The following is a 14804-nucleotide window of genomic DNA, read 5'->3' on the forward strand; positions in this document are numbered from 1 at the left end:
CCGTTTCGCCGCATCACCGCTGTGCTGTTTTCGAAACGATGCGCGGCACGAGGATTCTCGTGCCGCGCATCGTCGTTAGCCGGGCTGCGACAACTGCTTGAGGCGCGCATCGAGCGCGTCGATCTCGGTGTCCGCGAACACTTCGATGCCGTGCTCGCGAAGCAACGCCGCCGTGACACCGGCGCCCGCGTGCCGCCGGTTCTCGAAACTCCCGTCATAAATGAACGTGCTGCCGCACGACGGACTGCCGTCGGCCAGGATCGCGAAGCGGCAATCGTGCGTGCGCGCGAGGGCCAGCGCGGTTTGCGCGCCGGATACGAACGGCGCCGTCACGTCCGTGCCGTTCACGTCGACGATGCGTGCGGCGCCCGACAGCACCTGCTGCCCCGATTCGCCGCCGGCGATTTCGGCGGGCGGGCGCGGCACGCTGAAACCGCCGGCCAGTTCGGGGCAGACGGGCACGAGGCGGCCTTCGCGCTGCCACCGTTCCAGCGCCTCGTGCGCGGCGGTCTTGGCCGAGCCGTTGTAACGGACCGGATGACCGACCACGCACATGCTGACGAGGATCTTCGGCATGGCTTGCGGCTGCGCTTCGTTCTGCAATTTCGCTCTCCGTGATGCTGCGCCGGCCGATGACGGCCGTGGCAAAGCGGGAAATTCTACACTTCGCTCGCGTGCCGGATCATCAGGCCGTGGGGCCTTCCAGATGAATGTCTTCCGGCTCGAGCGCGTACAGCGCCGGGTCGGGCGATGCGCTGACCGTGAAGCCGAGCCGCAGGTAGAAGTCGATCGTGTGCTGCGACGGCGTTGCGGATACATACAGGCGTGCGGCACCCATCGCGCGCGCCTGCTCGCGGGCCGCGCGATAGAGCTGCTCGCCGAGCCCACAGCCGCGCCAGTCGCGGCTCACGTGCAGGAACTTCAACTGCAGCATGTCGCGGCGCGGGCCGAGCGGCTGGCTGTCGACGACGACCGCCGCGACGAGCCGTACGCCGTCGAACATGCCGACGCACCAGCCGCCGCGATCGTGGCAGTCGAGCAGGATCGGCGTGTAGTGGTCGGCTTCGCCGTCGGGCCAGCCCGCGACGTCGTAGAACTCGGGAGCGAGATGCAGCGCGCCGTCGCGCAGCACATACAGGTGCTCGATGATCTCGCGCCGGTCGATGGTCCACACGAGCGGCACCTCGTCGCGTGCGAGCGGGCGGGCGGAAAGCGCATCGCGTTCGGCAGCGGTGCGGCGCGTCATGCGGCCTCCCGATGCGCGGCGATTGCATACATCAGCGGCAGGCGCGGCATGCCGTCAGGCGGCACCATCCGGTGGCCGTCCAGTTCGCGCATCCCGTCGAAGCCCTTCCAGCCGTTCGCATACGGATATTCGGTCAGGCGGTCGATCGCGAGCCCGGCCGATACGAGCGCGTTCACGACTTCGCCGATGCCCCACATGAACTCGTAGCTCGGGTGCGGGTTCGCGAAATCGACGACGCCCGGATGGTCGTGCTGCGCGCCGAGCCCCGTGCCGGATGCGGCGACGTAATCGCCGACACCCGCCGGTTCCTCGGTCGCGTCGCGTTTGAAATAGTCGTAGTGCGGCTTCCAGTGTTCGTCGAAATACAGCGCGAACGGATGGAACTCGACCATCGCGAAACGGCCGCCCGGCGCGAGCAGCGCGGCGATCCCGCGCGCCCACGCGTTCAGGTCGGACAACCAGCAGATCGCGCCGTACGACGTGAACACGCGATCGAAGCGCTCGCCGCGCGCGGCGGCCTCGGGCATCCAGTCGAGCACGTCGGCGCGCTCGAAACGCGCGGGCAGACCCGCGTCGGCCGACAGTTGCCGTGCGAAGGCGATCGCTTCGTCGGAGATGTCTACGCCCGTCGCATCCGCGCCGTCGCGCACGAGGCTCAGCGTGTCCTGCCCCGCGTTGCACTGCAGGTGCAGGACTCGCAGCCCGGTGATGTCGCCGAGCAGTTCGCGTTCTTCCGGAAAGAGCGTCGAGCCGCCTTCCCGGAAAAATGCAGCCTGATCGCCCTTATGACTGTTATGCGCGATTGTCGCCGTATTCCAGGAAAGCCGATTCAGTTCGTGCAATGCCTTTTTCATCGAATTTGAATGCCGGTTGAATGGAGCAGGATAGACGGAATCGTTTCGCCGCGTGCAACGGCCGACGGCATTGGCGTGCCGTGCGGTGTGGTCAGGCAGCGTGGCGTGACATGCAGATGAAAATGCGCGGCGATTATTGCCGGATTATTTGATCCAAATCATGGTGTCAGCCGAATTGAATATTTTATGCGAGGAAAGGGTAAGGTTTTTCCCCAATATGCCGACAGTAAGATGAAGACCGTCGTAAAGCGATAAACCGTTTTTCGGCTACTGAGCGTGAATTCAGCGCGGCGCGGACGATAGATCCGCCTTTCGGAGCCTTGCATGCGCAATAACCAGCCCGTTACCCAACAGGAATTCGATTTTCCCGACGACGTCACGCTGATGTCGACGACCGACGCAGACAGCATCATCACCTACGCCAACACGACGTTTGCGCAGGTGAGCGGCTTCACGAACGAGGAACTCGTCGGCCAGCCGCACAACGTGGTGCGGCACCCGGACATGCCGCGCGAAGCGTTTGCCGACATGTGGGCGACGCTCAGGCGCGGCGAGCCGTGGACCGCGCTCGTGAAGAACCGCCGCAAGAACGGCGATCACTACTGGGTGCGTGCGAACGCGATTCCCGTGATGCGCGACGGCGAGCCGCAGGGCTACATGTCGGTGCGCACGAAGGCGCCGCACGACGAGAGCGAGGCCGCCGATGCGCTGTATCGCGCGTTCCGCGAAGGCAAGGCCGGTCAGCGCCGGTTTTACAAGGGGCTGGTGATCCGCACGGGGCTGCTGCGCATCGCGTCGCTGTCGCAGACGATGTCGGTGCGCGCGCGCGTGCATTCGGCGCTGTGCGTGCTCGCACCGGCGGTCGTCGGCGCGGGCTGGGCATGCGGGCTGGCCGGCGGCGGGCTCGCCGCGTTTGCCGGCGTGACGGTCGGCGTGGCGGCGGCGGCCGGCCTGTGGCTCGACGCGCAGATCGTGCGTCCGCTGAGGCGGCTGCACGACCAGGCGCTGAACGTCGCGACCGGCGAAAGCCGGCGCGGCGTGCGGATGAACCGCGTCGACGAGATCGGCATGACGCTGCGCACGATCAACCAGCTCGGGCTGATGTTCCGCTGGCTCGTCGACGACGTCAGCGAGCAGGTGCATAACGTGCAGCGTGCGAGCAACGAGATCGCGCAGGGCAACAACGACCTGAGCGCGCGTACCGAGCAGGCTGCGTCGAGCGTGCAGGAGACGGCCGCATCGATGGCCGAGATGACGGCGACCGTCGACAGCAACGCGGAGACCGCGCTGCAGGCGAACCGGCTCGCGATGTCGGCCAGCGAGGCGGCGGGGCGCGGCGGGCAGGCGGTGGGCGAGGTCGTCACGACGATGAGCGACATCACGGCCAGCTCGCGCAAGATCGCCGACATCATCGGCGTGATCGACGGCATCGCGTTCCAGACGAACATCCTTGCGCTGAATGCGGCCGTGGAAGCGGCCCGCGCGGGCGAACAGGGGCGCGGGTTCGCGGTGGTTGCCGGTGAGGTGCGGGCGCTCGCGCAGCGCAGCGCGAACGCGGCGAAGGAGATCAAGACGCTGATCGGTGCGAGCGTCGACCGTGTCGAGTCGGGCGCGCGGCGCGTGGACGAGGCGGGCAAGACGATGGAGGACATCGTCGCGCAAGTGAAGCGCGTGTCGGACCTGATCGCGGAGATCAGCTCGTCGACGGCGGAGCAGAGCACCGGCGTGTCGCAGGTCGACCAGGCGGTCGTGCACCTGGACAACATCACGCAGCAGAACGCGGCGCTGGTCGAGCAGAGCACGGCGGCGTCGGAGAGCCTGAAGCAGCAGGCGACGCGGCTGGTGGATGCGGTGAACGTGTTCCGGTGAGCGTGGCTTGAACCGTTGGCCTTCACGCATTCCGACCGACCTCATGCGTGGAGTACGCCGTTCAGTTGCGAACTGAACGGCGTGATCGGTCAAACCAGGGATTTTCCTGCCTTTCGGATTAACCGATGCTCACACCGTGAGCTTCTGCCAGAGGCTTCAGGCCACCCGTGAAACCTTGTCCGATTGCCTTGAACTTGAATTCGTCGTTGTGGCGATACAGCTCGCCGAAGATCATGGCGGTTTCGGTGGAAGCGTCTTCGGATAAGTCGTAGCGGGCGATTTCCTTGCTGTCGGCCTTGTTGAGGACGCGGATATAGGCGTTGCTCACTTGGCCGAATGACTGCCTGCGGGCCTCGGCATCGTGAATCGTGACGGCGAAGACCAGCTTCTTCACGTCGGCCGCCAGACCCGTGAGCTTCACGTTGACCTGCTCGTCGTCGCCTTCACCCTGGCCGGAACGGTTGTCGCCCAGGTGCTCGATGGAACCGTCGGCGGACTTCTTGTTGTTGTAGAAGATGAAGCTGGCGTCGTTCAGGACTTTGCCGCTTTCACCGGTAACGAAGATCGAGGCGTCGAGGTCGAACTCGGTGCCGTCGGTGACTCGCGGGTCCCAGCCCAGGCCGACGACGATTTCGCTCAGGCCCGGTGCCTCTTTCGACAGGGAGACATTACCGCCTTTTGACAGACTTACAGCCATGGTGTGATTCCTTGTTCAGGTAAGGAGACTGTTCAGAAGTTCATGCCGTAGCCGTTGGCCAGGGCACGCAGGCCGCCGGCGTAGCCTTGGCCCACGGCGCGGAATTTCCACTCGCCGCTGCTGCGGTACAACTCCGCGAAGATCATCGCGGTTTCGGTGGAGGCGTCTTCCGCCAGGTCGTAGCGGACCACCTCGGCGCCGGAGATCTCGTTCACGACGCGGATGAACGAATTGCTGACCTGGCCGAAGTTCTGCTTGCGCGCTTCGGCGTCGTGGATGGTGACGGTGAAGGCGATCTTGTCGATGTCGGCCGGAACGCGGCTCAGGTCGACCTTGAGGACTTCGTCATCGCCGTCACCAGCGCCGGTACGGTTGTCGCCGGTATGCTCGACAGAACCGTCCTGGCTGCGCAATTGGTTGTAGAAGATGAAGTCGGCTTCACCGCGGACTTTGCCGTTGGCCCCCAGCAGGAAGGCGCTGGCGTCCAGATCGAACTCGGTGCCATCGGTCGCGCGCGGGTCCCAGCCCAGGCCCACCAGGATCCTGGTCAGGCTCGGGTCGGTTTTGGATAGGGAGAGGTTGCCGCCTTTTTGAAGAGTCAGTGCCATGAAAACAGCTCCTTTGGGTTGTGACGGGTTACTGATTTTCGGCTTGCGTCTCTTCCTTGTTCGGGAAGATCACGCTGGCCAGGATTCCGATTGCCAGGACAACAAGTACGATGAGCAGGCTGGTGTTCGGGGAGATGCTGATGCCGTGGTGGAACAGATGGTCGGTCGCGTTCAAGCCCAACTTCGCCGCGATGAAGAACAGCAATACGACCACTGACTTTTCCAGATGCACCACGTAGCGCTTCAGCGCTTCAAGAACGAAATACAGCGTGCGAAGGCCAAGGATTGCGAACAGCATCGCCGAGTAGACGATCAGGGGTTCACGGCTGACCGCAATGACCGCCGGGACCGAGTCGAACGCGAACAGGACGTCGGACACTTCGATCACTACCAGGCAGAGGAACAGCGGAGTAGCGAACAGGCTGCCTTTGGCCGCGAGGCTCATGTCCCTCTCGGCCGTCCGTACTTCCGCCTCGAGCTTCTTGCGGCTCACAAAGAAGTTGTGGCCGTGCAGCCTGGGCCATACGGGGAAGAGTTTTTTCGCGAAGCGGCAAGCAAGATGCTGCGAGTAATCCTTCGCCTCGTCATCGTCGTCACCGCCCTTGAGCATCATGACTGCGGTCCACGCCACGATCAGCGCGAAGACGATTTCGACCCAGGGTCCGAATGCCAGCAGGCCGGTACCGATGACGACAAAGACACCACGGAATACGATGGCCCCGATGATGCCCCAGTGAAGAATGCGGTGACGCAAGCCGTCCGGGACCTTGAACCAGGCGAAGATCGCCATGAAGACGAACAGGTTGTCGACGGAGAGGACCTTCTCCAGTGCATAACCGGTAAGGAACAGGCTGGCCACTTCCGCGCCATGCTGCACGTACAGGAAGCCGGCGAATGCAAGGGAGATGACCACCCAGAATATCGACCAGATGGACGCTCGGGCGAGGGTGATCGGCTTGTCGTCGCGGTGGGTAACCATGTCCAGCAGCAGGGCGGCCAGTGCCAGGCCGACGAATACCGCCATGGTCAGCGGCGGGAAGCCAATGTGTGTCGTTTCCACGTTTCGGTTTCCTACAGTTCGAAGTCAACCGGGTTCAAGCCGAGCTCCAGGCAAATCAGGCGGCAAGCCGCTTTTTCCTTGTCGTCGAAATGGCCGTCGGATGCGCCAATGGCACAGGCCACGCGCACCAGCAAGCGCGCTTCGCCGTCCTTGCCCTTGATCTTGCCGATGGCCTTCAGCGCCTCGGCCTGGCCGATCTGGAAATCGAATTCGAACTTGCCGCAGGCGTCGCTGAACACCGTGATCACGTCGTTCAGGTTGAAGACCTTCAATTCCGGGGAGTTGTTGATGAAGCCGACCATCTTCAGCTTCTCTTCGGATTTGATCTCGCCATCCGCGGCGGAGATCAGCGCGCAAGCATTGGCGGTTGCCTCCATGAACGTTCGGTTCTTGAATTTGGCGACTTCGATGGTCAAGGTTTCGCGGGCTTTGGCCGCGTTGGTTTTCAGCCAATCGAGCATGTGTTTCCTCTCAGTGAGCGGGGCCGGACGGCCCCGCCGGGTCAATGGTTACTTGGAGCCTGCTTTCCAGCGCATACCCCAGCCGTAGGCACGATCCATTTCCTCGTGTCCGGGATGGAAGTCGACTCGACGAGAGACCTTGACGGCCCCGTTCACGTTTTCAAGAAGGGCAATCGCGCACATGCCGTGGCGGCCTCCCTCCTCATTCATGCGAACTTCGATTTCGGACTGGCCAGGCACGAAAATGGTTACAACACCATCAGTTGCTTTCCAGTTCGGAGCGCCGTCGTAGATGAACGCGAAAATCAGGATGCGTTCGATCTTGTTCCACTGTTGCCCATTGATGCGAAGCCACTCGCCATCGGCAACCGAGCCAGTACGGTCATCTCCCATAAGCTGGATGTACGGTTCCTCGCGCAGATCGCCGAAGCGCTTGCCGAGCGCCTGCACGGCCCCTTTGAATCCGTCCTGCATTTCAAACAGGCAACCCAGGTCCAGGTCGATGGCACCGCGTTTTCCCAGGAAGCCGCCGAGCAGGCCACTCGTACCCTGGTTCCAGTTCAGGTTCACCTTGATTTCACCGAAACCGGCAGCGGTCTTCTCCAGACTGATGCTGGGGCGCGATTTGTCGAGCGTGATTTTGCTGAGTCGGATCGTGGACGTCGGCGCGCCAGGCGGTACCGGTGCGAGCGCCGGCGCCGGTACGGGCGCCGGGGTCGGCACGGGAGGGCTCTGCGTCGGGCTACCGGAAGGCGCGGCAATGTCGACGCCGAAGTGCTTTGCCAGCGGCTCCAGGCCGCCGGCAAAGCCTTGTGCGACACAGCGGAACTTCCACGCGTCCTGACGCCGGTAAAACTCCCCGAGGATCAGCGCAGTCTCGTTCATCCCGGCAGTCGGAATCCGCGCTTCGATCCCTCCCGTAACGGCCACGGCCAGCATCGAAACGCTGTCGAAGGTCGCCTTGTTCTCATGGATGGTCGCGGTGAGCGCGACTTTCTCGACGGCAGGGTCGATCCGCCCGAGATCCACGGTGAACGTTGCCCGGCCGGCCGTGGTGGTGGTCAACTGAACCGCGCCACCCAGGACACTGGTTTGGCCGTAGAAGCACATGTCGCCATCGCCTCGGACTTTCGCGGCGGAGGTGAGCGCAAATGCAGAGATGTCGATCTCGGCGCCTGGAATCGGAGCGTAGCTGATGTCCACACGCAATTGACCGGTGGCAACCGGCGCATTTCCCCCAGGTACCAGTGTCGTCATGCTCGCACCGCCTGAATCGCCAGATTGACGAGATCGTCCGCGGTGCGGCCGTGGGTGGACTGGCCGATCGCCTTGAATTCCCAGCCGCCGCCGCCACGGCTGAGGCTAGCCATTACAACACCGGTGTGGCGACCTTTCTCCGCCAGGTTGAAGCGCGCCAGCTCCTGGTTCTTCGTGCCGTCGAGGATGCGGCAGTAGGCGTTTTCGACCTGGTCGAACGTCTGACCGCGGAAGCTGTTCACGGTGAACACCAGGTGCTGGACGGTGCCCGGCAGGCGCTGCAGGTCGACGTGGATGGTTTCATCGTCGCCATCACCTTCACCCGTCAGGTTGTCGCCGGAGTGCTCGATGGCACCGTCCTTGGATTCCAGTTGTCGGAACCAGACCAGATCGACGGATTTCATGTCGCCGTCCAGCAGGATGCAGGAAGCATCGAGGTCGATGTCGTTGCTGCCGCCACCCAGCATCTTGGAGAAGAAGCCGCCGGACTTTACCGGGTCCCAACCCAGGCCCAGACTGATCGAGGTCAAGCCACGGCCGGCGGTTTTTTCCAGCGAGATGCTCTGATTCTTGCTCAGGGTGAGTGCCATCTTTACGCTCCTTGTTGATCTTCAGTGTTCATCGTTCGTTTGAGGGATCGGACGGAGTCACAATCCCGAGTTCCCGGCTTTGCTAAACCGCGAGCGGGATTGCCGCCACACGGGGAAAGCGTCGCCATGACTCGTCTTGCGCGGCAGCCGCTCACTCATGGTCCGGATGCAAGTCGCCGCTGCTGCTCGGCCGACATCGGGTCGGTGGACAGTAGGCCGTGCTTCTTTGGGGGCAGCCTCACGCATTTCCACGCTCATCAGCCGGCCTCCGCCAGTCGGACGCCGTGCTCGCTGCTACTCGGGGCGGTGGGCTTCACCCCGTGCCACTTGGCGCGCTCGAGGATGTTGACCGCCCACTTGTAGTGGGTTGCAGGCTCACACATCGCGTCGTTGTGCTTGAAAACGGCAGGGGCCGCATCGTTGACGATCAGCCTGGCGCAGTTGAAATCCTCGAGGCTCACGCGCAGCGCCTCCTGAATGATGCGGATCTGGCTCGGGTGAATGGCCGTCTTCCCTACCAGGCCATGAGCGATGTCCAGTTCCAACTCCTCGTTCAGGAGATGGGGCGTGGCGAGTTGCTCGAAGACGGGCGCGGTCAGGGCAAATCCCTGGGCCCCCATGATTCCGGCAAGCATGGGAATCACGTAGCTGAGGGGCGTGCTGTAGAGCGTGGTGGCCGGATTGCGCCGCAGACCAAGACAACCCATCAGGTCGTTGCCGCCGATTCGCAGCGCGATGATGCGTCGGTTCAGGTTGGCCTTCAGGGCCGAGCCAAGCTCTACCATTGCGCCCGGGTCATAGACGTCGGCCGTCTCCAGGGTAGGCATGAGATACAGGCCAGGATGACTGACCGCGTTCTCCCACGACGAAAGGGATTGCAGGGTCAACTTGGGTACGACGAACCCATCGACGTGCTTCATCAGCGGCCAGTCGTTCAGCACCGCGGCCATCGCGGCATCACGTGGCCGAACGAACAACAACGGACCGGAATCGGCGCGCCCTCCCCGGGCATCGATATTCATGAGGAGCGCTCGCAGGTTCACCAGCGCGCTTTCGACGTCGATTGCCGCCACCGCGTCTTCCAGACAGACTACCAGCGAGCGCAGCTCCGGGAGCCTGGTGCCGGAAACCACATCCAGAATGTCGCTGCGGGTGGCCGGCATGTACAAAGTCGCGCCGAGAGCGAACGGAGAGATGGTTTTAATCAATTCGCATTCCGAATGATTGTTGCCGCGCGGTACGGACCCAGATCGGCGTCGGCTTCCTCTACGGTCACGCCCGCGCGTTCGGTGAGGTGCAGCAGCAACTGAACGTCGCTGTCATTGCGGTCACGTACCAGTACGCGATCCGGCACACGGCGCAGGACCGCTCGGGTTGCCTCGGCGATACCCGGTTTCACGCGGTTCAGGTTGCCGATGTCGAAGCGGGTTGCCAACGCGGACACCACGTCGTCCGCGGACGCCTGGAGCGTCAGTCGCTGATCGTTGGTCCAAGGAGCGGCAGGTTGAGCGTCTGCCAGCGCCCGACGTTCGGCGTCGATCCTGTCGATGAACTCGCGTGTTACATCGTGTTCGCGCAGGTGTTCGTAGACCATGCAACCATGCAGGCCGCCTTGAGTCGGCCAGATGGTGCGGGACACCAGCCCGGAAACGGTTGCACCGAGAATGCCGGACGGAATTGTCCAGTCTTTCGCGGAGGCAGCCAGCCATGCGCGGCCGCAGGGATCTGCCAGAACCACGAGGCGCGGACCTTCAGGGAAACGCGTGTCGTCCGCCAGGGTCCGTGCGAGTTCGCCGGAAATGGCACCTTTGCCGGTCCAGCCATCTACGAAGACGATGTTTTCGGCGCCATGCAACCGGACGATGGCTTCCAGGGCAACCGTGTCGATCCCGCGATCGCGAATGATGCTGATCCCGTAGTGGCGGGCGTCGCGCCCCATCTCCACGAGTGCCCGGCGCAGCAGCACGCCAAGCGGCAGGCCAGCGCGAACAAATGAGACCAGCGCGATGCCCGGCCCGGTGTAAGCGGCACTCAGTGCCATCGCCAGGGACTGCACATCCGAAGCCATGCGGGCGCCGTTCTGCACCAGCGCGCGGGCGTAAAGGCTCTTGTGCACGTCGGTGGGAGCCTGCTCGAGGCCGATCATTTCCGAGTAGTGTTTTTGATTCGTCTGAATCAGACGCTCCTTCTCCTCGACGTCGGTGACGCTCATCCGCACGTGTCGCAGAAGGAAGTGCACGTCTTCGGGGGCATAGCTGCCGCTGCCGACGGTGTTCAGGCCCGCGAGGCGATTACCCATGGATCGTCCCCGTCACCCAATTCGCAAGCTGGCTGCGCGCGGGTGTCGCCCACATGTGGCAGAGGTCCATGTACCCCAGATCGGTGATGCTGTCGCCGAAGCCCAGAACCGGTCGCTCGCCGTGGATCTCACGGTCGCGGCGCAACCATTCCTGAACGGCCGCGCGCTTGGCCAGCCCCGTTGGCAGGAAGGCGAGGTTGTTGCCGTTGGCGTGAACGTGCATGCCGTCCACCATGCGCCGGGACCGAACTTCGGCCAGCACTTCGGCGAGCACCGAGTCGTCGGACTCGTTGTGCTTGACCACCACGTAGTGGCGCAAGCCTTCTTCTTCCACCACCCAGCCGCGGAGTGAGTAGCCGAGTTTCCTGCCGATCTCCAGCGTGGCCTCGCTCAGTGCCGGCAGTCGATCCTGAACGCTCCGGAGGACCTCGACCATTCGCCCGTGCCAGCTTCGATCGAGTAACCCGTTGGGACGGAGCATGACGCCCCCATGCGAGCAGATTGCGCCTTCGGTGAAGGGAAGCATGACGCGGCCGTATGCCTCCACGCTGCGCGCGGTGACCGGAACGACGTCGGCGGTGGCGAGCAACCACGTGATGAACGCGTGCTGGACCGGGTCCATGAAGCCGTTTGGCTGACCGTGCACGTCCAGCGTGGCCGCGGTTCGCGGGACGCCTTCCGTCATCTTGCGGGCGGTTTGGAACAGGGTGTCGTCGAGGTCGACGAATGCCAGGGGGCGATTACCGCTCATCGACAATCACCTCTGCTTTCAGTGCGTCGACGAGTTCTGCAGGTAGTGCCTGAGAGGGGGTTTCCGTGCAGATCAGGACCCGGTCGAACTGGCCGGGCTTCACGTTGTAGAGGAAGTTCGGAATAGAGAGGCCGTAGTTGTCGGGGAACGACAGCGCGTGCTCGATGGCATGGCCCAGGGCGATGGGGGACCGTGTGGTCGAGCTGAAGTGGACATCCGCGCCAGATCGCTCCAGGCGTTCCGCCAGCAGAAAAGGACGCCAGACGAATTCGCCGGTACCTACGACAATGACTTTCTCGCCGGGCTGGACCTGAACGTCCGGCGCGAGCGTGTCGTCCACATCCCGAACGCCGAGACGTCCCCAGTCATTGCGGGGCGAGAGAGGCCATTCGCCCATGGAAACGGCGCCGACGTTCGGCATATCCGGGAGGGGCGCGGACTGATCCTCGTGGAACTGGTAGGAGCCGGTCAGCAGCGATACTGCGGTGACCTGTTCCCCGATGGCCTGACGAGTGGCACCGGCAGTCCAGTCCGTCAGGACGCACGTGACCACTCGCTGGACGTTGCTCAGACCTGCTTCGACCATCGCGCGGTGCAGGTTCAGGAAGGTCTTGCCGGTGGAGGCTTCGTCATCCACCAGGATCAGCGATCGAGCCTTCAGCATCAGGTCACGAATCTCGGGATCGACCGGCAAGTGGATCAGATGAGCGCTCGCATGGCTGTGTTCTTCCTCGAATCGAGCAAAGACGCTGGTACCCAGCGGATGACGAGTACTGGTGAGGTACACGCTGTCAGGGCGGCCCGCACGATAGGCGCGGTGCACGCCGGCACCAAGGCCCACTGCGGTTTCGGCCATGCCGATCACCAGTACCGGTCCGGGCAGGTCCGCCGGAATTCCGGCCGCCAGGCGCTCGAAGCTGGCCGCCATGATCGACGGGCGCACCGGGATGTGACGGCCCAGGACCTTGGATACGAAGAGGAATGCTCGCTTGGGATTCCGGCGCTCTGCGAAACCGAACAGGTTCGCAGGGGGCAGGGCGGCGGCATCGACTTTGATCTCGAGCAGCCCCCGCTTGAGTTGGGCGCGCAGGCACGTTGGTCCTACGTGGCTTTCCATGAACAGCATCCTCGTTTAGCGTGGCTCGAAGATCCACGACGAACGCCTGCGCCTGGTGTGCAGTCGTTCAAGCCGCGTTCGCGCCGAGCGCCGGCACCCTCGGTCCGGCATCCCGAAACCTTTCAAAATGAAATTGAATCGTATCAAATTTGAAAGATTCGTGGGTGTCCGCTTGTACCGATATCGCGATGGTTTTCGTTTTTCGGCTTTGTCAGAGAGGAGGGGCTTTGCGGGCCTGGTGTGGCCTGATGACGACGGTCAGCCGTTCGACCAAAGCCGATGCGGTGAGCGCGGTCCCGTGAAAGCGGTGAGGAGGAGGGAGGAAGGGGGAGGTGAGGAGGGGGCGAGATGACGCGGGCACGACGGAGAGGGAGGGACGCCGGCCCGCGTCGGACCGCCCGGTTCCGGGCGGTCAGTCAGGGCCTGTCACCGAAGTGGCAGGCCCTGAACCGTCAGACGGCGAGGCAGAGGTACTTGATCACGACGTAGTCGTCGATGCCGTAGTGCGAGCCTTCGCGGCCGAGGCCCGATTGCTTCACGCCACCGAACGGCGCGACTTCGTTCGAGATCAGGCCCGTGTTCACGCCGACCATCCCGTATTCGAGTGCTTCCGCAACCTTCCACACGCGGCCGATGTCGCGGCTATAGAAGTACGCGGCCAGGCCGAACTCGGTGTCGTTCGCGAGGCGGATCACTTCGTCGTCGCTGCTGAACTTGAACAGCGGCGCGAGCGGCCCGAACGTCTCGTCCTTCGCGACCTTCATCGCCGACGTGACACCCGTCAGCACGGTCGGCTCGAAGAAGCCGTGGCCGAGCGCGTGGCGCTTGCCGCCCGTCACGACGGTCGCGCCCTTCGCGAGCGCGTCCTCGATATGCGCCTCGACCTTCAGCACCGCTGCTTCGTTGATCAGCGGACCTTGCGTGACGCCCGGCTCCGTGCCGCGGCCCACCTTCAACTGGCCGACGGCCGCCGCGAGCTTCTGCGCGAACTGGTCGTACACGGCTTCGTGCACGTAGAAGCGGTTCGTGCACACGCAGGTCTGGCCGCTGTTGCGGTACTTCGATGCGATCGCGCCCTGCACGGCCGCGTCGAGATCGGCGTCGTCGAACACGATGAACGGTGCGTTGCCGCCGAGCTCCAGCGACACCTTCTTGACCGTCGCCGCGCACTGCGACATCAGCAGGCGGCCGACCGGCGTCGAGCCGGTGAACGACAGCTTGCGCACGATCGGGTTCGACGTCAGCTCGCCGCCGATCGCCTTCGGGTCGCCCGTGACGACGCTGAACACGCCGGCCGGCACGCCCGCGCGCTCTGCCAGCACGGCCATTGCGAGCGCGGAGAACGGCGTGGCCTCGGCCGGCTTCACGACGATCGGGCAGCCTGCCGCGAGTGCCGGGCCGACCTTGCGCGTGATCATCGCCGCCGGGAAGTTCCACGGCGTGATCGCCGCGCACACGCCGATCGCTTCCTTCGTCACGACGATGCGCTTGTCGCTCGCCGGCGTCGGGATCGTGTCGCCGTACACGCGCTTGCCTTCTTCCGCGAACCATTCGAGGAACGATGCGGCATAGCCGATCTCGCCCTTCGCTTCGGCCAGCGACTTGCCCTGCTCGGTCGTCAGGATCAGCGCAAGGTCATCGGCGTTTTCCATCATCAGCTCGTACCACTTGCGCAGGACGACCGCGCGTTCCTTCGCGGTCTTCTTGCGCCATGCGGGCCATGCGGCGTTCGCGGCTTCGATCGCGTGACGCGTCTCGGCCGTGCCCATCGCCGGCACGGTGCCGAGCAGGCCGCCCGTCGCCGGGTTGCGGACCTCGAACGTCTCGCCGTTCGTCGCGCCTTGCCATTCGCCGTTGACGTACGCCTGCTGGCGGAACAGCGACGGGTCTTTCAGTGCCAGGGTTTCCTGAACAGTGCTCATATGAATCACCTGCTTCGAAAAGGACGGATGAAACGGCCGCCGCCGTCACGAAGACGGCGGCGGCGCATTCAAT

Annotated in this window: 15 protein-coding genes; 1 reads left to right on the forward strand and 14 read right to left on the reverse strand. The window is 63.9% G+C overall.

Features of this window, described 5'->3' with window-relative positions; translation table 11 throughout:
• Nucleotides 1-75: 75 nt before the first annotated feature.
• From BCO18175_RS23895 to BCO18175_RS23905, 3 genes are all read right to left on the reverse strand, one after another.
• Entirely contained in the window at nt 76-576 is a 501-nt protein-coding gene (locus BCO18175_RS23895; protein WP_438820070.1) for a DUF523 domain-containing protein, read from the reverse strand.
• A 109-nt stretch (nt 577-685) separates the two neighbouring features.
• Nucleotides 686-1246: a GNAT family N-acetyltransferase gene (locus BCO18175_RS23900; protein ID WP_174984689.1), complete on the reverse strand. Its 561-nt coding sequence runs from the start codon at nt 1244-1246 to the stop codon at nt 686-688.
• Nucleotides 1243-2100 carry a class I SAM-dependent methyltransferase gene (locus BCO18175_RS23905; protein ID WP_174984692.1) on the reverse strand — a complete coding sequence of 286 codons (858 nt, stop codon included), beginning with the start codon at nt 2098-2100 and terminating at the stop codon, nt 1243-1245. The genes BCO18175_RS23900 and BCO18175_RS23905 overlap by 4 nt, the downstream gene beginning before the upstream one ends.
• Nucleotides 2101-2424: 324 nt before the next feature.
• On the opposite strand from BCO18175_RS23905, the gene BCO18175_RS23910 reads away from it, so the two are divergent.
• Entirely contained in the window at nt 2425-3969 is a 1545-nt protein-coding gene (locus BCO18175_RS23910; RefSeq protein WP_174984694.1) for a methyl-accepting chemotaxis protein, read from the forward strand.
• Between the two features lie 118 nt (nt 3970-4087).
• Here the strand turns inward: BCO18175_RS23910 and BCO18175_RS23915 are convergent, their stop codons facing one another.
• The 11 genes from BCO18175_RS23915 to gabD all read right to left on the reverse strand — a co-directional run bounded on the left by BCO18175_RS23915 (nt 4088) and on the right by gabD (nt 14731).
• Nucleotides 4088-4666, reverse strand: coding sequence for a TerD family protein (locus tag BCO18175_RS23915; RefSeq protein ID WP_174984697.1), 579 nt, complete (start codon nt 4664-4666; stop codon nt 4088-4090).
• A gap of 32 nt (nt 4667-4698) precedes the next feature.
• Nucleotides 4699-5274 (reverse strand): TerD family protein, encoded by a 576-nt coding sequence (locus tag BCO18175_RS23920; RefSeq protein WP_174916323.1) that lies wholly within the window; start codon nt 5272-5274, stop codon nt 4699-4701.
• Nucleotides 5275-5302: 28 nt separating this feature from the next.
• Entirely contained in the window at nt 5303-6334 is a 1032-nt protein-coding gene (locus tag BCO18175_RS23925) for a TerC/Alx family metal homeostasis membrane protein (RefSeq protein WP_174984700.1), read from the reverse strand.
• An 11-nt stretch (nt 6335-6345) separates the two neighbouring features.
• Nucleotides 6346-6795: a tellurite resistance TerB family protein gene (locus tag BCO18175_RS23930; RefSeq protein WP_166889968.1), complete on the reverse strand. Its 450-nt coding sequence runs from the start codon at nt 6793-6795 to the stop codon at nt 6346-6348.
• Between the two features lie 48 nt (nt 6796-6843).
• Nucleotides 6844-8052, reverse strand: coding sequence for a TerD family protein (locus BCO18175_RS23935; RefSeq protein ID WP_174984712.1), 1209 nt, complete (start codon nt 8050-8052; stop codon nt 6844-6846).
• Nucleotides 8049-8642, reverse strand: a complete 594-nt coding sequence (locus tag BCO18175_RS23940; RefSeq protein WP_174984714.1) for a TerD family protein — start codon at nt 8640-8642, stop codon at nt 8049-8051. The genes BCO18175_RS23935 and BCO18175_RS23940 overlap by 4 nt, the downstream gene beginning before the upstream one ends.
• A gap of 257 nt (nt 8643-8899) precedes the next feature.
• Complete coding sequence (locus tag BCO18175_RS23945; RefSeq protein ID WP_254608161.1) at nt 8900-9850, reverse strand: HpcH/HpaI aldolase/citrate lyase family protein; 951 nt, start codon at nt 9848-9850, stop codon at nt 8900-8902.
• A complete protein-coding gene (locus BCO18175_RS23950) occupies nt 9847-10941 on the reverse strand; it encodes a cysteine protease StiP family protein (protein WP_174984717.1) in 1095 nt (364 codons plus the stop codon). Before BCO18175_RS23950 ends, BCO18175_RS23945 begins: the two co-directional genes overlap by 4 nt.
• On the reverse strand, nt 10934-11692 hold the full coding sequence (locus BCO18175_RS23955; protein ID WP_174984720.1) for a trehalose phosphatase: 759 nt from the start codon (nt 11690-11692) through the stop codon (nt 10934-10936). The genes BCO18175_RS23950 and BCO18175_RS23955 overlap by 8 nt, the downstream gene beginning before the upstream one ends.
• Nucleotides 11682-12809 carry a phosphoribosyltransferase domain-containing protein gene (locus tag BCO18175_RS23960; RefSeq protein WP_174984723.1) on the reverse strand — a complete coding sequence of 376 codons (1128 nt, stop codon included), beginning with the start codon at nt 12807-12809 and terminating at the stop codon, nt 11682-11684. Before BCO18175_RS23960 ends, BCO18175_RS23955 begins: the two co-directional genes overlap by 11 nt.
• A gap of 452 nt (nt 12810-13261) precedes the next feature.
• On the reverse strand, nt 13262-14731 hold the full coding sequence (gene gabD / locus BCO18175_RS23965) for an NADP-dependent succinate-semialdehyde dehydrogenase (protein WP_174984726.1): 1470 nt from the start codon (nt 14729-14731) through the stop codon (nt 13262-13264).
• Nucleotides 14732-14804: the final 73 nt, after the last annotated feature.

The organism is Burkholderia lata (assembly GCF_902499335.1).
Taxonomy (GTDB): domain Bacteria; phylum Pseudomonadota; class Gammaproteobacteria; order Burkholderiales; family Burkholderiaceae; genus Burkholderia; species Burkholderia lata_B.